Below are 23,166 nucleotides of genomic sequence, written 5' to 3'. Positions count from 1 at the left end.
ATTGTTCCTTGTTTCATCACTTTTGTTTTTTGAGGTGTTACATTCAATTGTTTCGTCAAAACCGGATGGCATGAGGATATGGAGCGAAATGTTAAATTCGGTGGCTTTTTTGAGGGACTTGTGGAAAAGCCATAAAAATCCCATTTTTTTCAGGTTCGAATTGCCTTTTGTATCCCGGGTTCGATTCCTTTTTTTTATCCCGATGGGAAATACCGAATTTTTAAATTTCTTTCACATTTCTGACTCCATCCGGTCATGTGTGCAAAATTACTTTTTCACACCGGAGATTGAAATTGTCAAACAATTGAAAAACAATGAAGTATGGTACATATTTATGGCTTTTTCAAAAGCCTTAAAAAAAGCCACTGAATTGGCGAAATCCAACTTCACAAATATGTAGCGGAATGCGTAGTGAGGGTAAAAAAAGAACCCTTGAACTATCTCTAATTCAAGGGTTTTCTAAAATTGAAAAGCTTTTTGGTGGTGCCACCAGGAATCGAACCGGGGACACAAGGATTTTCAGTCCTTTGCTCTACCAACTGAGCTATGGCACCTTTCTTGTTTGCGGGTGCAAAGATAGGTATATTTTTCAATACTGCAATAACTTCAAGAAAAAAATGCAGGTTTTTTACATTTCTGACTATTTTGTTTTAGGGTACTGCAAATAAATATCCTTCAAAATAAAAAAGGATTGAGATATTTTATATTTTTACGCTCAAATAAGACAAGATTATAATAAACAGACATTGCAAACATAACATGCTAATACCTTATATTACTGCCGGATTTTTTTTAGTTTATAGTATCTTTATTACAGTCAAATATCAGCAAGGACAGAAAAAAGCCTGTCGGAGAGAGAAAGAAAACAGTAGAGAACGGCAGAAAGAAGATTTGATTTTCCGGAATGTGAACACTTATCTTTTACTGATAGGTAAGGATTTTGTTGTACAGAAGACAAACTATTACTCGCTGAATGGTATCGAAGAAGATAAAAGTATAAAGCGGGTGGGAGATTTGCTTCACTGTAAGAATGCAGTAGAATCGGGGGAATGTGGTACGCATGCATGTTGTAAGGTTTGTGGAGTGCGGGTTGCTATTGGCAGAGCTTTTTATAAAAGGGAGAATTTTGATCGCTTTGAGGCATCTATGCAGATAGTGAGTCAGAACAATAAACAGATTACTCCATGTGACGTACATGTATCAGGAAATTATTTGAATATAAATGATGAAGAACTGATGTTATTGACTGTTTATGATATCAGTGAACTCAGGAATACACAACGGTTGTTGCAGCTCGAACAGGAAAATTCGCGCTCATGTGATAAGTTAAAGAACGCATTTATTGCCAATATGAGCCATGAGATCCGTACGCCGATGAATGCTATTGTAGGCTTTTCCAGTTTACTGGCTACAGCATCAAGTGAGGAAGAAAAGAATATGTATACTGATATCATTAATCAGAATAGTGACCGTTTGTTGCAGTTGATTTCCGATATTCTTGATCTTTCGCAGATTGAAGCCGGGAGTTTTGATTTTCATTATTCGGAATTTAATGCCAATGATCTGTTAAGAGAATTATATGCTTTATTTAATATCCGGCTGGTAGAGAAGCCCGAAGTTATGTTGGTGTGTGAGGCTGATCTGGCAGAACTGACCATATATTCAGAGCGGCAGCGTATTATGCAGGTATTTATGAATCTGTTGACGAATGCAATGAAGTTTACCCAGAATGGAGAGATTTGTTTTGGTTGTCGGGTGAGGGATGGAAAAGAACTGTATTGCTACGTACGGGATTCCGGAATTGGAATATCTTCTGAAGAACAGAGTAAGATATTCAGCCGTTTTACCAAATTGGATCGGGAGGTCCCGGGAACCGGATTGGGATTGACGCTTTCACAAACTGTAGTAGAGAAATTAGGAGGTAAAATAGGAGTCTGGTCACAACAGGGTGAAGGATCTACTTTTTGGTTTGTTTTGCCACTAACTTCAGAATCTTGAATCTGATAACGCTTGCTTCTCCTCCCACTTTCTGAGGATACAGGCGTTAGGCTAAGTTTTTCGTATAACAGAAGATAGATTTTCTGCCTATATATAAGGAAATGAGGGATATACCGGAAAATAAATCCCGGTATATCCCTCATTTTTTGTATAAATAATCTTTTTAAGTTTTGGGAGTACTATTGTCATTTGCAACAGTACCGGATGTCGGTGTTACTGTACCGGATACCGGAGCAGGTTTAGCTGTTGCGGTAGTTGCAGTGGCGACGGTTGTTGCCCTAGCTGTTGCTACTTCCGGTTTAGCTTGTTCTTCCCAGTGGAAAGGTTCGAAGCTGGTATTCGGGTCAACCCATGACGGTTTCTTTGAAGCGTAGATAATGAACGGAACTATAACTACGATGATTGCACCTACAATAAGAACGGTGAACCATACGGTATTGCTACCTGTAGAGATCTGGCTGGGTGGGATAAAGCTCAATATAAATGCAAGCAATGAGCCACAGAAACCGAGGCCGCCCACAAACCACATCAAGCCATTTCCTTTCTTACCGATACGGAACGGACGGTTGGCTTTCTTCATATTGTAACGCAGATAGATAGCGCCAGAGAACATAAGCAAATACATGACCAGATAGAGTATCACTGTCAGCTGAGATAGAATCTGATAGAAGCTTTGTACAGAAGGCATAACAACGAAGAGAAGACTCAGTACTGTAACAGCGATACCTTGTACGAACAGGATGTTTTTCTGTACACCCATCTTATTGGTTTTCTGGAAGAAAGGAGGCATATAGCCAGCCTTACCTACGGCAAAGATACCTTTTGACGGACCGGCAACCCAAGTCAGTACACCTGCAAGTACACCGAATGCCAATGCAATAGCGATGATCGGTGACAACCAGGAAGCATGGATATATCTGAAGTAATTATCGAAACCTACCAGCAAGCTTTGTGTCAGGCTGATATCTTTGGCCGGGATGATAACACCCAGTGCAAAAGTACCTAATACGAAAATCAGTACTGTAATCAATGCACCGATAAACACGGCTTTCGGATAATTCTTAGAGGGGTTTTCCACATCTTTTACGTGGATACCGCCCATTTCCATACCGGCATAAAAGAGGAAGATACTTGCTGCGAGCACTACGTTGTCAAACTTAGTAAAATCGGGGAAGAAACTACTATGAAAATCGAGGTTGGATACTCCTCCGGTTGCCAGATAAACAATACCTAAAATAATCAATAGGGCTGCCGGGATGATGGTTCCGACCATACCGCCGATTTTGGCAACTTTACCTACCCATCCCATACCTTTGAGAGAGATGAAAGTAGCAAGCCAGTAGATGATAAGCACAACGGCCAGTGTGTAATACTTGTTGCTTGCCAGTGACATGTCGTGAACATCGTTCATTCCGATAAAAGCGATGGAAACGGCACCGAATGTCAAAACGGTAGGATACCAGATTGTACTTTCAATCCATTGTACCCAAATGGCCAGGAAACCGAATTTCTTGCCGTAGGCCTCGCCTACCCACCGGAATACACCACCTTGTTTGTCCTGAAACATAGCAGCCAGTTCGGCTGCAACGAGTGAAGTCGGGATCAAGAAAACAATGGCTGCGAAAAGATAGTAAAAGGCCGAGCTCATACCATATACGGCCTCGGCAGGAAGTCCACGCAGGGAGACGACTGCCGTTACATTCATAATAGCCAGGGTAAATACCCCCAGTTTTGCTACTTGTTTAATATTTGCCATAAGTTAAGGTTTTATAAGTGAAAAATATTTTTAAGTCTGTTTTATAACAACATTCGGGGAGAGATGTTTTCGGGGGAGACTGTCAAACTTGGTTAATTAACATACACCGGCCGGTAAACAAAGCTTGTACTTGTGTTGTTCCCTATACTTGTATAATAAAGATGTATAATCACCTAAATAAATAGCATTTATATGAAAACTGCTCTTTCCGATTTTGCGCTGCGAAGAAGGGGAATATATGGTATTTTGCATGTCATCATACTGTTATTATCTCTTTTTCTGGTCATCAGTATCTCTGTGGATACATTCAAGGGTATCCCTTTTTATACCCAATCACTGTATATGAAGGTACAGTTGTGGATATGTATTTTGTTTCTGTTCGATTTCATCCTCGAACTCTTTCTCGCCAAAGATAAATTGCGCTATTTTAGTACCCATTTCCTCTTTTTACTGGTAGCTATTCCTTATCAGAATATCATCGCCTATATGGGATGGACCTTCTCGCCTGAGATTACTTATATGCTTCGTTTTATTCCTTTGGTACGTGGCGGATATGCAATGGCAATTGTGGTGGGATGGCTGACTTACAATAAAGCCTCCAGCCTTTTTGTCTCCTATCTGACGATGTTGCTGGCTACGGTTTATTTTGCCAGCCTGGCTTTTTTTGTGATGGAGCATAAAGTAAACCCATTGGTAACGGGTTATGGTGATGCACTCTGGTGGGCATTTATGGATGTAACTACTGTTGGTTCCAATATTATAGCGGTAACGGCTACCGGACGGGTACTCTCCGTTTTACTGGCGGCATTGGGCATGATGATGTTTCCTATATTCACTGTATATGTCACCAGCCTCATTCAGAAAAAGAATAAGGAAAAGGATGAGTATTATCAGCAGATAGAAGAGAATGGAAAGGTAGTAGCTGCGCCGGAACCCGTTGAATCTGATCATACAGCTAAATCCTGAAGATTGTTTCCTTCAAAGAAAAGGGGCTACTACCCATACAGGCAGTAACCCCTACAAAAAAAGGACAGAACTTTTATTCAACTACAGTAACTTGCTCGCCGTTGAACACATTCAACCCCAGCTTATTCATTATATATTTGATAGCTAATTGTGCCTTTACAGAGTTGCCCGAACCATCAAGAGGAGGAGCAAATGCGGAAATACCCATTACACCTGGGAATACACCCATGACGCCACCGCCTACACCGGTCTTTGCAGGAATACCGGAAGTATACATCCAGTCGCCCGTATGTTCGTAAAAACCTACGGAAGCAATCATAGAGGTAATCTTCGGAGTCAGACTGGCATCGAGTACTTGTTTTTTAGTCACGGGATTCACTCCACTGTTGGCCACTGTACCGGCTGCGACAGACAGCATTTCTGCTGTAACTCCCAGTGAACACTGGCGTGTATACAGGTCGAGTGACATTTCGGGATCATCATAGATGCGATTGTAATTCTTCAATAACCATGCAATAGAGCGGTTGTTGAAGTTCGTTGCAGATTCGGACTTGTATAACTCGTCAATTAATTGAGGAGCCGAACCACAAAGGTCTGTTATATTCTCCACAATCGCATTCCACTTCTGAGTAGCATCACCTACCGGTTGCACCATGGAACAGGCGGAGATTGCTCCGGCGTTTACCAATGGGGTAGAAGGATGATCGTTTTCCAGAAGGATGGCGATGATGGAGTTGAATGGTAGTCCGGTTGCATCAGCGCCAATCATATCCAACACTTTCTGAGCTCCATATTGACGAAGAATCAGAATGGCAGTGTGAACTTTGGATACTGATTCGATACCGAAACGGTAATTGTAATCACCGACGGTAATCTTTTGGCCATTCAGCAGGCAGATGCTAATACCGAACAGGTTCTTGTCGATATTGGCCAGATAAGGTATATAGTCGGCATTCTTTCCGTCTGTATTTCCTTTCACCTGCTCGTAGGCTTGCTGTACCACTTCTTTTATTTGGGATATAGAAATCTTATTCATATAATAAAAAGCTTTATGATTTACGATTAGACAATTGAAGAATTTACGATTAGACGATTTGAATAATTTACGATTAGACAATTTACGATTTACAATTGAAATTACTCTCATTGTGATTTCCGGAGATTCTTCAATCGTACATTGTCAATCGTCTAATCGTAAATTATTACATCGTCTAATCGTAAATGTCTTTATTTACCTTGTGGTTTGCCGGTATGGTTGAATACCTTTGTTGCTACCGGTAGGTTCTTGTCCTGAGCAATACGGGTAGTAGTAGGATATTCAAGTTTTTCCAGTTCGGTAATTGCATTTTTGATATCGCCCAACAACATGTCGGCCATGTCTCGGCTGAATCCCTGACGTACAACGATACGCATAACGACGTAATTCTCCAACTTAGTAGGCAATGTGTAGGCCGGTACCATCCAGCCACTCTGAGCCAGTTTGTCCTGCAAATCATACAGTGTCCACTTAGCATCTTTTGCGTATTCCGGTTTCATGTACCAGATGAACAGTGGGTTCACTACATCTTCTGAGTAGTTCACGAATGGCATCATCTTGGCTATTTCGCTATGGAGGTATTTCGCAATGGTCAGTGAGTTGTATTGCACTTCTTTGTATCCCTGGAATCCCAGACGGATAAATTGATAGTACTGTCCTAAAATCTGAGCAGCAGGACGGGAGAAGTTCAAACCTACCTGTGTGATGTTTGCACCTAAGTAGTTTACACTGAAAGACATTTCTTCGGGAAGATATTCTTTGCCTTTCCAGCAAACCCAACCAAGACCCGGATAAACCAAACCGAATTTATGACCGGAAGTACTGATAGAAAGTACCCATTTCAAACGGAAGTCCCATTTTACTTCAGGATACAGGAATGGAAGGATAAAACCACCACTGGCGGCATCTACGTGGATAGGAATGTCATATCCGGTCTTGGCATTGTAAGCATCGAGTGCTTTGTCAAGAGCTTCTACGTCGTCATTCAGTCCTGTCCATGTAACGCCTTGGATAGGGACGATACAGATAGTGTTCTCGTCACACATTTTCAGTGCTTCTTCCGGATCGAGGGTTGTTTTTTCCAGTGTCAAAGGTACTTCACGCATTTCAATCTGCCATAGCTGAGCGAATTTTTCCCATACTACCTGGAATCCGGTTGAGATAACGAAGTTTGGTTTGTCTACCGGTTTTCCTTGTGCCTGACGTTTTTTGCGCCAACGCAACCATGCGGCAACACCACCAAGCATACAAGCTTCGGAAGAACCGATAGCTAACGCACCTGTTTTCCAGTCCTCTTTTTCAGGAGTATTCCACAAGTTGGCCATGATGTTGATACATTTTCCGTTCATGACGGCGATACGCGGATATTCTGTTTCATCAATATAGTTGATGTTGATTGCTTCGTTCATCAGCTTAGTGGCATACTCATCCATATAAGTGGTGACGAAAGTAGCCAGGTTCAATCGGGGCTGAGTCTGTGCAAATGTTTCATCTTTCACCATCTGATAGGCAATCTCAGGAGTTGTAGGGCCGTCGGGGATTTTCTCTACCGGAGAGGGTTGCAACATTCTGTTTGAACCAAATACATCGGTCTTGGCATCACCTTTTCTGAAATTTAAATCTTCCATTTTGCTATTGTTTTTAGTTAGGTTTAGGCGATGGGGAGTTTCCCCGTCGAATTTTCCACAACAACAGTACGGGGTTTTTAAAGTTTAGCCATTTTACATTATTTTGCGTTTATTGTGCTTCGTGCTTCCTGCACGGGAGGTTTCGGCAGGAGATGCTCTAACTGTATAAAGAATGAATAATGAGGTAAATTCACCACAGAGGACACTGAGAACACGGAGTTTTAAATCTCTGATGAAACACAGATTAACGCAAATTATCGCAGATTAAAATCCGGTAATTCTTTCTCTTATTTTTGTTTTCCTTTGCGGCAATCTGCGTTTCAATTAACCATCGCCTGCCGAACCTCCCCGTGCGGGAAGCACCGCCTGGCGAAACCTCCCCGTGCGGGAAGCACTGAACTTTCTGAGGGGATGCGTTGTTGTTGTCAAATCTAAACCCCAAATATTAAAGAGAATATGAGAATACAAACAGGACGGGGCACCATTCCCCTTATCACCCTTATCGGCATTTGGTCTATATCTGCTCTGAATGCTCTACCTGGCTTGGCCGTTAGCCCTATCCTTGGAAAATTGTCTGTCATCTTTCCTCATTCCACGGAGCTTGATGTTCAGATGCTTTCATCTTTGCCTTCTTTGCTGATCATTCCTTTTATTATTCTGGCGGGAAAACTGACGGAGCGAGTAAATTTTATTCGTTTGCTGCAAGTGGGGCTTGCTATTTTTGCCCTGAGTGGTATTCTTTATCTGCTTGCCAGTGAGATGTGGCAACTTATTGCTATCAGTGCCATGCTTGGGGTAGGTTCGGGAATGATTATCCCCCTTAGCACGGGGCTTATTTCTAAATATTTCACAGGTCCTTATCGGGTAAAGCAGTTCGGATTTAGTTCTGCTATTACGAATTTTACGTTAGTGATAGCTACAGCTGTCACCGGTTATCTGGCAGAGGTGAATTGGCATTTGCCATTTGTGGTATACCTGCTTCCATTGGTTTCGTTGGTGCTGTCCGTTTATCTCAAGCGTAGTATGATCAGTGAGGAAGGGGCTGCTTCAATAACTAATACGGAAGAGAAGGAGGCTGATGCGCCGGTTGATCCTGAAGTAGCAAAATATAAGCGGGGTATAAATGTGAAATATCTTTTGCAGGTGATGCTGTTCTATGGGCTTGCTACTTATTTAGTGCTTATTGTTACTTTTAATCTTCCTTTCCTGATGGAGGAATATCATTTTTCAAGTGGTAATTCCGGTATTATGATTTCGCTGTTCTTTCTGGCTATTATGGCTCCGGGTTTCTTTTTGAATCAGATAGTGGGACTTTTTCGTGAGAAGACGAAGTTTTACAGTTTATTGTGCATCGCCGTTGGACTGGCACTTATCTGGTTATCACCCAAAGAGTGGGTGATAGCTCCGGGATGTATTCTTGTAGGGTTAGGATATGGGGTGATACAACCTGTTATATATGATAAAACCACTCATACTGCTATTCCGAAGAAAGCAACGCTGGCACTGGCTTTTGTGATGATGATGAATTATCTGGCAATTTTGCTTTGTCCGTTTATTATAGATTTCTTTCAGTCAACAGTATTTCATGTTAAATCTCAGCAGTTTGCGTTTGTATTTAATCTTGTTATAACGATTGTAGCACTAATATGGGCCTATCGTAAGCGGAATACGTTCCTGTTTGATGATGGTTTGAAATAGCTTAAAACCGTATGGTATTTTACCACAGAGTACACAGAGGGCGCAGAGTTTTAAATCTTCATTGAAACGCAGGTGAACGCAGATTCTCGCAAAGGGAAATAACGATAAAATAAAGAACTACAGTTTTTTAATCTGCGTTCATCCGCGTCTCATCAGAGAAAATAATATCTCTGTGCCCTCTGTGTCCTCTGTGGTGAACTGATTCGTAACGAAGATTATGGGCATATCTTTTCGGTAGCGGAAGTACCCCTAAACGGTATCGCCCCCTTTGCCCGGTGTTGTACTTTGTTTTTCTCAGAAAGGAGTGTTCCTTTTCCCGGTGCACAGTTTTGTTTTACATGTACATGTAAAGCTGCATGAGATGCACATGTCGTACTGTCCCACATGCACATGTTGTACTGCTTTACATGTACATCTAAAACAACATTACATACCGAGGCTTCCTACGTTACTCTACGAGATATAGCTTTATCGATACCGGAGAAAGAGATAGATAGTAATGCCAGACAACATTTAGCGTAAAACGATATAATAACTAACATCGCTTGCCGAGCCTCCCTGTGCGGGAAGCACAAGCACCTAAAACAATAAGTATGAAGAATAAGAAACTGGAAGCCAATCTGTACATGGCTATATCAAAAGTATTCAGTGGGTTAAATATGAATGCCCTTAAATATCTACTTCCTTTGTGGATGAGCCCGCTTACCGGAGCTACGATCCGCTGTACCTTTGCTGCGGTCGCTTTCTGGATTATTGGCTGGTTTGCTCCACCCGAAGAAAAGACCTCCCGTAAGGATAAATGGTTATTATTCTTATTGGGAGCATTAGGGCTCTATGGCTTTATGTTTCTTTATCTGATTGGTCTTAATAAAACGACTCCTGTGTCAAGTTCCATTTTCACGAGTCTTCAGCCTATCTGGGTGTTTCTCATTATGATTTTCTTTTATCACGAGAAGGCAACCGGTTCGAAAATAGTAGGCATATCCATAGCTCTTGTCGGTGCATTGGTTTGTATCCTCACGCAACGGAGTGATGATCTTGCTTCGGACGCTTTTGTCGGCAATATGTTGTGTCTGTCCAGTTCTGTGGTTTATGCCATTTATCTGGTGATGAGTAAACGCATTCTTTCTGCTGTAGGTCCTATTACAATGCTGAAATATACTTTTAGCGGTTCGGCAGTATCCGGTCTTATTGTATCGATGATTACAGGGTTCGATGCTCCTGTATTTTCGTTACCTTTCCATTGGTTACCGTTTGCCGTATTGATGTTTGTACTAATATTCCCTACCACAATCAGTTACATGCTGTTGCCTATCGGTTTGAAATATCTGAAAACGACGGTGGTTGCCATTTATGGTTATTTGATATTGATTGTGGCTACTATTGCTTCTTTGATTTTAGGACAAGATCGTTTTAGCTGGACTCAGACTTTTGCAATCCTCTTTATCTGTGTTGGAGTTTATCTGGTAGAGGTGGCTGAAAGTAAAGATAAAAGTACCCCTATGGCTACGCCGGCACATAAGTAGTAACAGGGGGGGATAATCAGTATAGGCGTAGCCTGCATGCAGTAGATATATGACCTGCATGCAGACTATGCCTTTATTGTATAGGATAATGTTCTTAGATACTTGCTTTGAAACATTTATCGTTTCCAGCTTCCTTTTTTCAAATAATTCAAGGCCAATCCTAATAGTAATAGTACATACAATTGTTCCGCCGTCCAGTAAATCACTAATGGTAACTTACAGGAAGCTAATCCATACAGATATCCGAGATAAATGGTAATTGTTATCATTTGGAAAACAAAGGCCGTTTTTGTCTTTCCGGTTCCAATGATTGCGTTGCAATATGTATAGGCTGGCGTAGCAAGAAAATAGGTAGATAGCATCAGTAGGAATGGTGGGATGGCTGTTTCAACTACCTCTTTACTGTTTGTATAAATCCCTAAAATCTGATTGGACATCAGTATTGCTACCAGTATAAACGGAGTTCCTACCGCATAACTCAGCTTTACCGTTTTCCAGCATACCGGCATTACACTTTCCGTTTGTCCTGCTCCGATCAGATTGCTGACCAGCGAGATCCCGGTTGTGGCGAATGAGTTGACAATAACGAACAGGATTACTGAGACACTTCTTACAACATTTCCTGCTGCGAGTTGCCTTTCTCCTAAATGTTCGATGGCTATGAAAAACAGAAACCACGGAGCTATACAGAAGAACGACCGGATCATCGTCCAGCTTGAAAGCTGAAACAGCTGTCTGAGTAACGGGAAATTGAACGAACATCTCCAGCCATATTTCTTTTTATCCACCTTAAAGTATGTATATGTCACCAAATAGATCAGTGCTACCGCTTCTGCTACCGATGAGGCTATAGCAGCTCCTGCTATTCCAAGACGCGGGAATCCACCTACGCCGAAGATGAGCAGATAGTTGAGCAGTGTATTCGTTGTCACTAACAGAATGGAGTTAATCGTCAACACTCTTGTTTTTGTAGTCCCTACATAAAATGCCCTGTATGCCAGTATAGGAAATACGGATAAAAAACTATAGTCCCGCCAACTTATGTATTGGATAACGGCCAGATAAATCTGGTCTGACGAAATCACTGTTCGTAGCAGTGTCGGGGAAAAGAGTTTGGAGAATGTGAACGTCAGTATCGACAGCGTGATCAGAAAGAACATTCCCTGCCAGAATGTTTCCCCTGTTTTCTGGAGATTCCCTTCTCCGTTTCTTCGTGCAATCATCACTTGCAGTCCCAGACTGAAGCCGAAGCCGAGCATATAGATTGCGATGTAATACATTCCTGCCAGTGCCGAGGCACCTAATTCGACTTCGCCCACATGACCCAGGAAAATAGTGTCGGTAAGATTGATGAGTTGTTCCATCAGCAGGCTCATCATCACAGGAAAGTTGATGAGCCAAATTTGTTTATAAGTAAAATTCATGATTTAATTGCGAATAACACGTTAGGGGGATGACTGAAAAGTCATCCCCACGGAATGAATAAATAACTCTCTATTATTTCATTCGAAGCGTAGCTATCTGCAAATTTGCCACTTCATGAGTTAAACAAATTGATATTTCTTAAATTGATGATGTGGCAAAGATAGAAAAAACTTATTTCCCGGCATACAATCCGATGCGATTTCCTTCACTGTCGGCAAAAACGGCAAACCAACCTCGTCCTTCGGCTTCGATCTTTGTCTTTGGGATGATTATTTTCCCACCGTTACGTGTGATTGCTGTTGTCATAAGCTCTATATTTTCACAATTGAAGTGAATCAGAACCCCGTGTTCCGAGGGATTGAATCCTTCTGCATAAGAGATTGCTCCCACACTCTGCTCTTCACCTTCTTCAACAAAGAATGCCATCTTTTCTGTTTCACACTCTGTTACCGGCATCTTGATGCCAAAGATTGTCTCGTAGAACTTTACCGCCCGATTGAAGTCGCTTGCCGGAATCTCAAAAAATGAAATCAACTTACTCATAGTCTTCTGTTTTTTAATGATTAATTAATTTGCTTTGCAAAGACACTGCAAAAGTAGGAACGGCAGTCGGCGTATGATAGGAAAAAAAGGACATTCTATCTTTTAGAGTGTAGAGAAGTAATCGGAGTAAGGTGCACAAAGTGCCAGATACTCTCCCGGCGTGTAGCCGGAAAAAACTTTAAATTCTTTAATAAGATGGGATTGGTCATAATATCCGCATTCATAGGCCAGTTGGGCAAAATTGATGTCCGGCTGTGTTTGCAATGTATACAAAGCCCGTTGTAAACGGACAATACGGATAAACTCTTTGGGTGTAGTGCCTACATATTCATGAAAGACCCTGTTAAACTGCTTGTCGCTGAGACAGGCTGTTTGGGCCAGCCTGTGAATGGCAGGTTGGGGACACTGGTTTATTTCTTGTATGGCAGCCCCTATTCTCTTTATGTTATATTCAGCGGAAGAATAGAAGCGTTGGAGCAGAAAGTGCTCTATTAGTTCTATACATTGTGTATCATCCGGTGTCTCTGCGACTCGTTTAGCCAGGTCTGCCAATGCGATGTCTCCGATATCTTCTATTGAAACATTCATCCCATATGTTTCTCTGACAGGTAACCGGAAAAATAGTTTCGGTGCATAAGGCTGAAAAACAACAGTGATCATATCAATATTTCCGGTAGAGGCCACATCGGCGTAAGTATTAGATTGTCCGCAGATGAAAGCCTGTGGCTGTAGTTGCCGGGTGGTAGGCGAAAACAGTTGTTTACCCCGGTGGAAAGTTAAATGAACGCACCCGACAGGAATGGTTCGTTCCGTGACGGGTGCGGAGATATCAATCCGTAATATCCAGTAATACTTGATAAACGGAGTTAGTGCGGTACAAGGCTTAATGAGGCTGAATGTTTCCATACTGTGAGCAAAGATATTTTATAAATGCAGAACGTGCAAAAATACTTCTTTGCTTTTTCTTCTGATTGTAAAAAAGAGACATTCAATCCTTTTTGAGAAAATAAGCCTACTTGATATTAGGGTTCAGGCTGTGCCAATCTTTTATTGCCGGGATAATTCCCATTTCAATGACTTCATCACGCAGTTTACACAGGTGTTTATAACTATTTTCCAGTTCTTGCTGTTCGGTAGGGGTACCCTGTACTTCTTTATAGCTGACGCCATTTTTCGTGATAGACGTTTCCATTGCCATCATGATATGGTTGAATTTTCCGTCGGATACATACGTTCCGGCTGGCCAACGGAAAGGTTGTCCTCCCATAGCTGCGGCGATCATTTCAATAGAAAGATAGGCCGGACTTTGGAAAGAAGAACGTCCGCGCAGGTCGATGATGTGCTTACCACCCTGGATAACGCGTTGCTTGATAGCTTCCCATTCTGTTTGAGGCAGGTGGGTAGTACCAATCCAGTTGGTCAATGTATCACCATCTACGGTAGTGGTGGATGCAAATACTGCCATTTGTTCGCCATGCCCGCCGTATGTACGGCAGTTCTGTATTTTGGAAGCAGGTATTTTGAAGAACTTTACCAATTCGTTTTGCAGACGGGTGCTATCCAATGCTGCAAGTGTAGATACCTGTGAGGGTTTCAGACCGGAATAAAGTAACGTGATCAATCCTGTAATATCTGCCGGGTTGAACACTACTACCACATGTTTCACGTTAGGGCAGTATTGGCGGATGTCTTTACCAAATTGGGCGGCAATCTCTGCATTTCCCTTTAAAAGATCTTCACGTGTCATACCTGCTTTACGGGCAGCACCACCGGATGAAACGATATAAGCTGCTCCCGTCAGTGCCTCTTTGATGTCAGAAGTATAGGTGAGGTTGACATTTTCAAATCCACAGTGATATAACTCTTCGGCCACACCTTCCAGTGCGGGTGCATATGGGTCATACAGGCAGATGTTAGGGGTAAGTTTCATCATCATGGCAGTTTGGGCCATATTTGAGCCAATCATTCCGGCAGCTCCTACAATCGTTAATTTCTCGTTGGTTAAGAATTCCATAATCTTATATTTTTTATAAATGAATAGGCGGTTTTTATGTTGACGCTACAAATATAACGACTTAATCGCCAGAATGTTCATTGAAAAAAGTTCTGGCTGATAATGAAAAGTTATAGGACAACCGTACCAATTTTGCTCAATATCGTAAATTTATTCATATTCGTACAATAATGAGCATAAATTTAGCGCGGTTGCCTTGGAAAAGTTATACCGGTGGGAAAGATGTCGGCTAAATGAACTATCTTTGCAGAAAATTGTAGTAGGGATTTGGTAGTGAGTGGTTAAGTAGCAAGTGGTAGATTGTGCTGTTAGCTACTTTGGTTACTAAATCATTTCAACTACTTGACTACTTACTACTAAATTCTAACTACTAAATATTATGCGCATTGAATTAGGAAAATTCAACCAGCTTGAGGTTGTAAAAGAGGTCGATTTCGGAATGTATCTTGACGGAGGTGAGGAAGGTGAAATTTTGCTGCCTACTCGTTATGTACCCGAAAATTGTCAAATAGGAGATGTATTGAATGTATTTCTCTATCTCGATAATGAAGAAAGGCTGATTGCTACTACATTGACTCCACTGGTGCAGGTGGGGGAGTTTGCTTGTCTGGAAGTGGCATGGATTAATCAGTTTGGCGCATTCCTCAACTGGGGATTGATGAAAGACTTGTTTGTGCCTTTCAGTGAACAGAAGATGAAAATGCAGGTAGGCAATAAATACATTATCCATGCTCATCTCGATGATGAAAGTTATCGTATTGTGGCTTCTGCAAAGGTAGATCGTTATCTTTCCAAAGAGAAAGCAGCGTATCAGCCGGGAGAAGAAGTTAATATTCTTATCTGGCAAAAAACGGATCTTGGATTTAAAGCCATTATTGAGAATAAGTTTGGTGGTTTGCTTTATGACAGCGAAATATTTCAGCCTTTGAAAACAGGAATGGAACTGAAGGCTTATGTGAAACAGGTTCGCGAGGACGGGAAAATAGATTTAATACTTCAGAAGCCGGGATTCGGGAAAGTAGATGATTTCTCACAAGCATTATTCCAATATATAAAGGATAAAGGAGGCAGAATTTTGTTGACGGATAAAAGCCCGGCAGAAGATATTTATGAAACCTTTGAGGTGAGTAAGAAGACTTTCAAAAAAGCTGTTGGCGACTTATATAAGAAACGCCTGATCGTTCTGGAGGAAGATGGAATCCGGTTGGCATAATCCTAATTATGATAGGGGAATCCCTATACACGAATATAGATAATCATTAGGGTGGGGAGTTTCCTCACCCTATTTTTGTGGTATAAGAAAACACAAAAGTTGAATTACTTAAATGTACAGGGTATGAAAAAGATACATGTTTTATTGATGTTATTGCTTCTGGTGATAAGTGCAGGTTGCGGTTCTATGAACAAGATCATGAAGGTACAGGAAGGAATGAGCAGGCAGGAGATCTCAAAGATTTTTGGTACACCGGATTACCGTCGTTTTGATAGAGGAGTGGAAGAATGGGAGTATCACAGGCTGTCTGTTATTGGGGGAGAAACTAAAATTACCGTGATTACGTTTGATGAAGGAAGGGTATCAGGCATGAATACATTTGTTCGGGAAGTGTACACACATCCGGCGCCGGTACCACATATACATTAAAAGATATGTTTTCAAGAGAAAAGTTTCACTTAAACAATACAGATTATGAAAAAGATACATACTTTTGGCATCTTGTTGATGATGATATTGCTTGGCAGTTGCATCTCTTCTCAAGCAGGCTTTACAAACGAACAGTTACTGAGCATTCGTAAAGGGATGACGCTGGAACAGGTAACAGATGTACTCGGTTCACCTTCTTACAGGACTTTTAATGACAAAGGGGAGGAGTGGGAGTTTCGGGTCTTCGTATTTTCCGGTTGGTCTGTAGTTAAGGTATATTTTGTAGACGGGAAGGTGACGGAAATGAAATCCTACCTGGAGAAAGAGAGTGATTGCCATACCCGGACAGATAAAAATAAAATAGAAAAGATATGATACGTAAATTGATACTTGGTTTTTGTTTTCTGCTGGCAGTGGTTTCAGTAAAAGCTTTTTCTCTGAATGGTATTTCTATTGAAAGTCCTCGGGAACAAGTGGTTGTGTTTATTGATGGACAACAGGTATGTAAACCTACATTCAGTTGCTTTGTTGCCAATCTGAACGGAGGCAGTTACCGTGTACAGGTGTATGCTGCCCGTCGCGGAGAACAGTTTAACAGAGAAAACTTATTGCTGGATGAACGTGTTTATTGTTCAAGCATGAGAGTGAAAGAGATTGTTATTGAAGGTGCAAATCATCCGGGGCACAGGCCTGACCGACCTGGACATAGACCGGACGATTTTAATCCATGGGAACCGGTAATGAGCGATGGCTCCTTTGAACAGTTTATAAATTCATTGAGAAATCAACCTTTTGAATCCGACCGCAATGCTTTACTCGACAATGCTTTAATGAGTTCTTACTTTACTACCGATCAGTGTATCCGCTTGTTGGAGTTTTGCACATTTGATAGCGAAAGGAAACCATTCCTTATAAAGATATATCCGAGAATTGCTGATAAAGCAAACTTCTTCCGGGCACTGGACAAACTGACATTTAGTTCGGATAAGAAAGAAGTGAATGACTTTATAAAAAGATATCACCAAAGTAATAATATAAAATAATATACCGATTATGAAACGATTGATTATACTATTATTTGCCATCGGGATAACTGCCATGAGCAGTATGAGTATGGCGGCTATGAGTAATAGCAGGGTACGCAAAGAGACGCGTTTCCTGACTGATAAGATGGCGTATGAACTAAACCTGAATACGCAACAGTATAATGATGTCTATGAAATCAATTTTGATTTTATCTATTCCATTCGCTATTTGATGGACGATGTAATACGCGGATACGAATGGGCACTGGATGATTATTACAATTATCTGGATGTGCGTAATGACGATTTGCGTTGGGTATTGAGTGACTCACAGTATCGTAGGTTCCTGGGACTCGATTATTTTTATCGTCCGATATATGCTAATACAGGTGGGTGGAACTTCCGTGTGTATATCACATATACGAACCATAACCACTTCTACTTCCCTAAACCTTATCATTATCGTAGTTATTCCGGAGGACATTACCGGACACATTTTCATAATGTAAGTTATTATCGTGGGCGCTATAACCATAGTCATTATCGAGGAAACTATAGTGTGAGAAATGATCGGGTGTACCACACTAACCGTCGTTCGGATTTCGGATCGGTGAATATTCGTCCGAATACAAGTACAAGGCCTTCTTCCAGACCAGGAGCTCGTCCAAGCACTGGCACGACTACCCGTCCGAGTACCGGTACAACTACCCGTCCCGGTAGTTCTACAACTCGTCCAAGTACTACTCCGGGAACGTCAACCCGTCCGGGAAATTCTGAAACGAAGCCAAGTTCAACCTCTCGGCCTACTACGCGGCCAAGTAGTAGTTCTTCATCTTCAAATCGTGAAAGTACATCAGGTAGTAGAAGAGATAATGATACTTCAGGTAGCAGTAGCAGGGTAAATAGCAGTACAAGCCACAGTAGTACAAACTCCGGAAACAGTAGCCGCAGAAGTAGCTCTTCAGCTAACCGGGAAACGACTTCCCCAAGTAGTAGTCGTCGTAGTTCGGTTTCCAGTGGACAGTCCGGACGTAGTTCTTCTTCCTCCAGTTCATCTTCGAGTAGCAGAAGTTCTTCTTCCAGCTCTTCTGAACGGGGAAGTAGTTCAAGAAGATAAATTATTGGGAAGTTCTTATCAATCAACTCCTCTTTTCCTATGTAATAATGGAAAGAGGAGTTTTTTCTTGTTAGAGCTTGATTTTCTGGTTGTAAAGTTAACTATAAACTATTATTCGTAAGTACTGTATCCCAATTAAATGATCGTATCATTGAAACGCAGATATCGCAAATTTACGCAAAGAATATCGTCTCTTAAGTGCAGCAAACTATCTAATCTGCGAAAATCTGCGATCATTTGCGTTTCAATAAAAGACTGGCATAGTATGAATTAAATTTGAAGTACCACTTATAATAATATCCACTAAATATCGTTATTCTATAAAGTTATGGAACGTTTAAAGACATTTACAGATAAACGGGGGAGTCTGACCCTTCTTGAGGTAGGACAGGATATACCTTTTCCTGTTGAGCGTGTGTTTTGGATACATAATGTACCCGAAGGACAAGAACGTGGGCAACATGCCAATACGGAGTTGTCCGAATATCTTGTGGCTGTCAGCGGTAGCTTTGATATCTGGACAGAAGATATAACGGGACGTAAACACTATCATTTGTCTTCTCCTTCCGAAGGCTTATTAATTCCGCCGGGAATGTGGAAGGTCATGAGTAATTTTTCACCGGATGCTGTTGTTCTTGTCCTGGCCTCTCATCCCTATTGCCTTGATAATTATATTAATTCATACGACGAATTCCTGGAATATATAAAGAAATGACACTTGCTATCCGAGACTTACAGTTGAGCGTTGTCCGTTATACGTCGGACCAAAAGATAGTTTGGGATAGTTTTGTGGCTGCCTCCAGAAATGGAACGTTCTTGTTTATGCGTGATTATATGGATTATCATGCCGATCGTTTCACCGATTATTCTCTGATGTTTTATAAAGGAGGGCGATTGCTCGCTTTATTACCGGGAAATATAGAGGATGATACTTACTGTACGCATGGTGGATTGACCTATGGCGGGTTCGTTCTTGCTTATCAGGCAAGTGCGAGTGTAGTGTTGGAGGCATTTTATCTTTTGTGCCGTTACCTGAAAGAAACCTCCGGAATAAAGCGGATTGTTTATCGTACTATTCCTTTTATATATCATAAATATCCTGCTGAAGAGGATTTGTATGCCCTGTTTCGCTTGAATGCCCGACTGACAGAGCGGAAGATCTCTTCGGTTGTAATGCCTGCCGGAGGCTGTCCTTTCAGTACACTTCGGCGTCGAAAACTGAAACTTGCACATACGAGTGGATTACGCATTTGCCAGGATGACGCTTTTAGTGCTTTCTGGTCTGTTCTGGAGCAGAATCTGCAACAACGTCATGATCGATTACCGGTACATTCGTTAGAGGAGATTGTACGCCTTAATCGTCTGTTCCCGGAAGAAATAAAACTTTATCGGGTACTCGATAAAGATGAAACGGTAGGAGGATGTGTGATGTATATCTCTGGTGAAGTAGCTCATGTCCAGTATATTGCTTCTACTGATAGAGGGCGGGATATGGGAGCACTTGATCTTTTGTTTGACTGCCTGATAAACCAAATTTATACAGAGAAACGTTATTTTGATTTTGGAGTTTCCGTAGAAGATGGAGGACGTTATCTGAATGAGGGATTAATATTCCAGAAAGAAGGATTTGGTGGACGTGCGGTCATGTATGATACATATGAACTTTGTTTAGACTCTGTGGATGATGATTAAATATTTCGATTTACAGCGTATTAGCGATTCTTTCGAACCGGAGATTTCGGATGTTATAATTCGGGTGCTTCGCTCCGGCTGGTATTTACAGGGAGAAGAAAACCATCTTTTTGAAAAAGCTTTTGCTGATTATTGTGGTACAACCTGTTGTGTAGGTGTGGGTAACGGATTGGATGCATTGACTCTTATCTTTATGGCTTATTGCGAGTTGGGAGAAATGCAGCCCGGTGATGAGGTGATTGTTCCTGCCAATACTTACATTGCCTCTATATTGGCGGTGATCCGTGCCGGAATGAAGCCGGTTTTCTGTGAACCTTCTTTGTTGTCATGTAATATAGCTTCCGAAAAAATAGAATCCCTGATTACCTCCCGAACCAAAGCTATACTTCCTGTACATCTATACGGAAGATGTGCTGATATGCAGCCTATTAAAGATATAGCAAGACGTCATAATCTCAAAGTTGTGGAGGATGCGGCACAAGCTCATGGTGCCATTTATAACGGGAAACGTACCGGTAGCCTTGGAGATGCAGCCGGATTCAGTTTCTATCCGGCAAAGAACCTGGGTGCATTGGGAGATGGTGGTGCAGTGACTACCAATGATGAGTCGCTTGCTGCGATGGTTCGTTCTATCGCCAATTATGGCTCTTCTGCAAAGTATGTCCACCTTTATAAAGGTATAAACAGTCGCCTGGATGAACTTCAGGCCGCCGTATTGCGTCTGAAACTGTCGCGTCTCGATGCTGACAATGAACGTCGTCGCCTGATTGCCTCTCAATACATGACGCATATTCAGAATACGCAATTAACCTTGCCACGGGTCGATGACTGGCAGCAGCATGTATTTCATATTTTCCCTATCTTTTCATCTTGCCGTGACAGGTTGCAGACTTTCCTTGCGGAGGAAGGAATACAAACACAGATACATTATCCGATTCCTCCGCACAAACAAGAGGCCTTGACTGAATATGCTGCTCTTTCATTGCCGGTGACGGAGCAAATACATCGTGAAGAATTGAGCTTGCCCATGTCTCCCCTGATGACGGTTGAAGAAGTGGCCTATGTGATTGCGGCAATCAATAAGTTTGAATAAATCTGTTCGTATTCTGGGGATTAATGTGTTTTCCAGAAGTCTGCATACTGTTGTGCCACTTTTACGTAGTCATGATGTTTTCTTACGTATTCAATACTTTGCGCTGATAGTATTGGAATCTGCTCTTTATGTTGCACGATGAATTCCAGTTTCCGGAAAATATCTTCTTCGGAGGGATATACATTAATAATAGGACGTAGTTCTTTCTCGTTTATTATTTCATAATTTTCTTCTTCTCCGCCTCCTACTACGATAACCCCTTTTGTCATAGCTAACAAAGAGTTCATAGAAGGAGTATATGAATATAACTGATCTAATTGTACGTCAGCGTCATCCATTAACCGTTGATAGGTATCATAGGGAGCATCGATAGCTTCTGTAATATAGCATCGGTCCGGATATTTTTTTTGTACTTCCTTGAGAACGGGATACATAATATCTGTGCCTTTGATATCACTTCGTGCGGATTGAATACCGATAAAAAAGTTCACTTTTTCGGGTTCGGGCCGTACCCGGCTAACAATGTCAGAATAGTCAATCGGTAGTGGGATGAACGTTAATTTATCCGGGAAGTATGAAGTATAAGATACATAATACTCCCATAGGCAGGCTATGATGCCATTACAGGTTTGAGCTATTTCTTTGTTGGCACGTGCTGTTCCGCCATACAGGCATTCTTTTATTATTTTACGGTTGACAGGCGTGTCTCTGAATTTGTCCTGAGATTTGAAATCAGAATATTTGAATACATTCGTTTCCATACAAGTTTTTACGTAGTAATGGTCTGTACCAAAAGCACCTAAGAATATCTTCTTATTATGTTTCCGTAAAAAACGATAGATGGGTAGGCTCTTTTCCGGTTTCAGATGCAGAAAACAGGGATTGACGATTTGTACGATATCATATCCCTTTAATTTAGGAAGCAATAATAAAACCTTTGCCAGATATTTGACTCCATCTATTTTACCGTCTGTTGGGCGCAACAGAGAGATATCCCGTTTATAATTTTTCCAGTGGTTGCCGTCTGAGACAACACACACTTCATGTCCTAATATGCGGAGTCCTTCTGCTAAGGTCCAATGGATATTGCTGAATTCACCGAGAAGTAGTATTTTCATAGCAGTGCAAAAAGATTGAGGGGTATTCGGGCTATAGAGTATTTCCATGAGTATTTTTCATTTGGTAATGGAAGAAACTGATGTTTCTTTAACTCTTTTAGAGCCGCAGGATATCCCAAAAGTGGATAATGGTTGTGTATTAATTGTAATATATAGTCAATCGTGAGGAAATGAATTCTCCTTTGTAGCGCCCGTTGTTGCTGTGGAGAAGCTTCTGCAGCTGTCTCTTTCAGATATTTTTTCAGATCTGTCAGTATTTGCCGGAAATTCTGTATCCGTTGAGTACGGTTGGTTACATCCTGTTTGTGCAAAATAGAATGGGGGCACTGATAATAGGCATATACTGTCAAGTTTGTTATGATAGTAGTTCCGGCATGGAAATAAGCTTTGGCCACGAATGCTTCATCTTCATGATAGGCATTTTCAGGGAATACGAGCTGATGTTTGAGAAGCCATTCTTTTAGAAAAAGATGTCTCCAGGCTGTACCCATGAAATTATGTTCATTCATAAATGCAGCTCCTGTCGGATAGGTTTTGGATGTGGCTTCTTCTTTACTTCTAACTGTTTCATTGGAGTGTGAGACTTGTTGAAAACCAAAGGATATCATATCCGGATGTTGTGTTAGCAGAACCATACATTGTGCCAGCATTCCCGGAAATAGATAGTCATCCGCATCTATAAATAACAGATATTCTCCCCGGGCTTTACCAATACCAATGTTACGTGCTCCACCCAATCCTTTGCCATTATCATCTTCAATGAGTATTTCGTAGTCCTCTGTTTCCATACCTTGATTGCGGATGGAAGCAATACAACGTTCCAGCATTTTTTTATCTGCCGTTCCATAAAAAGGGATGATTATACTTAGTAATGGCTTCATTATGCAAA

At 41.4% G+C, this 23,166-nt stretch carries 21 protein-coding genes and 1 tRNA gene; 12 read left to right on the top strand and 10 right to left on the bottom strand.

The features are described 5' to 3' along the window. Nucleotides 1-478: 478 nt before the first annotated feature. A tRNA-Phe gene (locus ACESQI_RS11265) sits at nt 479-554 on the bottom strand. A gap of 205 nt (nt 555-759) precedes the next feature. Between ACESQI_RS11265 and ACESQI_RS11260 the strand changes: the two genes are divergently transcribed. Next, nucleotides 760-1,998 carry a sensor histidine kinase gene (locus ACESQI_RS11260; RefSeq protein WP_373126092.1) on the top strand — a complete coding sequence of 413 codons (1,239 nt, stop codon included), beginning with the start codon at nt 760-762 and terminating at the stop codon, nt 1,996-1,998. 163 nt (nt 1,999-2,161) lie between these two features. On the opposite strand, the gene gadC is transcribed toward ACESQI_RS11260, so the two are convergent. Further along, on the bottom strand, nt 2,162-3,754 hold the full coding sequence (gadC, locus tag ACESQI_RS11255; RefSeq protein ID WP_373126090.1) for a putative glutamine/gamma-aminobutyrate antiporter GadC: 1,593 nt from the start codon (nt 3,752-3,754) through the stop codon (nt 2,162-2,164). Nucleotides 3,755-3,946: 192 nt separating this feature from the next. Between gadC and ACESQI_RS11250 the strand changes: the two genes are divergently transcribed. Next, a complete protein-coding gene (locus tag ACESQI_RS11250; RefSeq protein ID WP_373126088.1) occupies nt 3,947-4,720 on the top strand; it encodes a potassium channel family protein in 774 nt (257 codons plus the stop codon). A gap of 73 nt (nt 4,721-4,793) precedes the next feature. Here the strand turns inward: ACESQI_RS11250 and glsA are convergent, their stop codons facing one another. Next, complete coding sequence (gene glsA, locus ACESQI_RS11245) at nt 4,794-5,756, bottom strand: glutaminase A (RefSeq protein WP_002559081.1); 963 nt, start codon at nt 5,754-5,756, stop codon at nt 4,794-4,796. 191 nt (nt 5,757-5,947) lie between these two features. Continuing rightward, the gene (locus ACESQI_RS11240; RefSeq protein WP_002559082.1) at nt 5,948-7,384 is read right to left on the bottom strand and encodes a glutamate decarboxylase; all 1,437 of its coding nucleotides are present in this window, start codon (nt 7,382-7,384) and stop codon (nt 5,948-5,950) included. 456 nt (nt 7,385-7,840) lie between these two features. Between ACESQI_RS11240 and ACESQI_RS11235 the strand changes: the two genes are divergently transcribed. Continuing rightward, nucleotides 7,841-9,082: an MFS transporter gene (locus tag ACESQI_RS11235; RefSeq protein WP_007483782.1), complete on the top strand. Its 1,242-nt coding sequence runs from the start codon at nt 7,841-7,843 to the stop codon at nt 9,080-9,082. Nucleotides 9,083-9,675: 593 nt separating this feature from the next. Next, nucleotides 9,676-10,608: a DMT family transporter gene (locus tag ACESQI_RS11230; RefSeq protein ID WP_373126086.1), complete on the top strand. Its 933-nt coding sequence runs from the start codon at nt 9,676-9,678 to the stop codon at nt 10,606-10,608. A gap of 116 nt (nt 10,609-10,724) precedes the next feature. On the opposite strand, the gene ACESQI_RS11225 is transcribed toward ACESQI_RS11230, so the two are convergent. The 4 genes from ACESQI_RS11225 to ACESQI_RS11210 all read right to left on the bottom strand — a co-directional run bounded on the left by ACESQI_RS11225 (nt 10,725) and on the right by ACESQI_RS11210 (nt 14,590). Continuing rightward, the gene (locus ACESQI_RS11225) at nt 10,725-12,032 is read right to left on the bottom strand and encodes an MATE family efflux transporter (RefSeq protein WP_195660496.1); all 1,308 of its coding nucleotides are present in this window, start codon (nt 12,030-12,032) and stop codon (nt 10,725-10,727) included. Between the two features lie 172 nt (nt 12,033-12,204). Next, a complete protein-coding gene (locus ACESQI_RS11220) occupies nt 12,205-12,576 on the bottom strand; it encodes a VOC family protein (protein WP_195448730.1) in 372 nt (123 codons plus the stop codon). A gap of 102 nt (nt 12,577-12,678) precedes the next feature. Further along, nucleotides 12,679-13,482, bottom strand: a complete 804-nt coding sequence (locus ACESQI_RS11215; protein WP_373126084.1) for a DUF6597 domain-containing transcriptional factor — start codon at nt 13,480-13,482, stop codon at nt 12,679-12,681. Between the two features lie 106 nt (nt 13,483-13,588). Continuing rightward, nucleotides 13,589-14,590 (bottom strand): malate dehydrogenase, encoded by a 1,002-nt coding sequence (locus ACESQI_RS11210; RefSeq protein ID WP_002559089.1) that lies wholly within the window; start codon nt 14,588-14,590, stop codon nt 13,589-13,591. Nucleotides 14,591-14,969: 379 nt separating this feature from the next. Between ACESQI_RS11210 and ACESQI_RS11205 the strand changes: the two genes are divergently transcribed. From ACESQI_RS11205 to ACESQI_RS11170, 8 genes are all read left to right on the top strand, one after another. Next, on the top strand, nt 14,970-15,803 hold the full coding sequence (locus ACESQI_RS11205; protein ID WP_122200996.1) for a S1 RNA-binding domain-containing protein: 834 nt from the start codon (nt 14,970-14,972) through the stop codon (nt 15,801-15,803). A 123-nt stretch (nt 15,804-15,926) separates the two neighbouring features. Next, the gene (bamE, locus tag ACESQI_RS11200) at nt 15,927-16,232 is read left to right on the top strand and encodes an outer membrane protein assembly factor BamE (RefSeq protein ID WP_002559091.1); all 306 of its coding nucleotides are present in this window, start codon (nt 15,927-15,929) and stop codon (nt 16,230-16,232) included. A gap of 45 nt (nt 16,233-16,277) precedes the next feature. Then, nucleotides 16,278-16,607 (top strand): outer membrane protein assembly factor BamE, encoded by a 330-nt coding sequence (gene bamE / locus ACESQI_RS11195; RefSeq protein ID WP_122200995.1) that lies wholly within the window; start codon nt 16,278-16,280, stop codon nt 16,605-16,607. Then, on the top strand, nt 16,604-17,275 hold the full coding sequence (locus ACESQI_RS11190) for a DUF4476 domain-containing protein (protein ID WP_122200994.1): 672 nt from the start codon (nt 16,604-16,606) through the stop codon (nt 17,273-17,275). Before bamE (ACESQI_RS11195) ends, ACESQI_RS11190 begins: the two co-directional genes overlap by 4 nt. Before the next feature lie 10 nt (nt 17,276-17,285). Further along, the gene (locus ACESQI_RS11185; RefSeq protein WP_320969604.1) at nt 17,286-18,374 is read left to right on the top strand and encodes a hypothetical protein; all 1,089 of its coding nucleotides are present in this window, start codon (nt 17,286-17,288) and stop codon (nt 18,372-18,374) included. Nucleotides 18,375-18,702: 328 nt separating this feature from the next. Beyond that, entirely contained in the window at nt 18,703-19,089 is a 387-nt protein-coding gene (locus tag ACESQI_RS11180) for an FdtA/QdtA family cupin domain-containing protein (RefSeq protein WP_002559095.1), read from the top strand. Beyond that, the gene (locus ACESQI_RS11175) at nt 19,086-20,066 is read left to right on the top strand and encodes a GNAT family N-acetyltransferase (RefSeq protein ID WP_122200993.1); all 981 of its coding nucleotides are present in this window, start codon (nt 19,086-19,088) and stop codon (nt 20,064-20,066) included. Before ACESQI_RS11180 ends, ACESQI_RS11175 begins: the two co-directional genes overlap by 4 nt. Continuing rightward, a complete protein-coding gene (locus ACESQI_RS11170) occupies nt 20,059-21,159 on the top strand; it encodes a DegT/DnrJ/EryC1/StrS family aminotransferase (RefSeq protein WP_373126101.1) in 1,101 nt (366 codons plus the stop codon). Before ACESQI_RS11175 ends, ACESQI_RS11170 begins: the two co-directional genes overlap by 8 nt. A 20-nt stretch (nt 21,160-21,179) precedes the next feature. Here ACESQI_RS11170 and ACESQI_RS11165 read toward each other — a convergent pair whose 3' ends face one another. Continuing rightward, nucleotides 21,180-22,277 (bottom strand): glycosyltransferase, encoded by a 1,098-nt coding sequence (locus ACESQI_RS11165; RefSeq protein WP_007483802.1) that lies wholly within the window; start codon nt 22,275-22,277, stop codon nt 21,180-21,182. Continuing rightward, a complete protein-coding gene (locus ACESQI_RS11160) occupies nt 22,274-23,158 on the bottom strand; it encodes a glycosyltransferase (RefSeq protein WP_320969602.1) in 885 nt (294 codons plus the stop codon). The genes ACESQI_RS11165 and ACESQI_RS11160 overlap by 4 nt, the downstream gene beginning before the upstream one ends. Nucleotides 23,159-23,166: the final 8 nt, after the last annotated feature.

Origin of the sequence: Bacteroides sp. HPS0048 (assembly GCF_964240755.1) — a bacterium.
In the GTDB taxonomy this organism is placed as follows: domain Bacteria; phylum Bacteroidota; class Bacteroidia; order Bacteroidales; family Bacteroidaceae; genus Bacteroides; species Bacteroides nordii.
The sequence above is the reverse complement of the archived record's forward strand: the minus strand, read 5'-3'. Positions and strand labels throughout refer to the sequence as shown.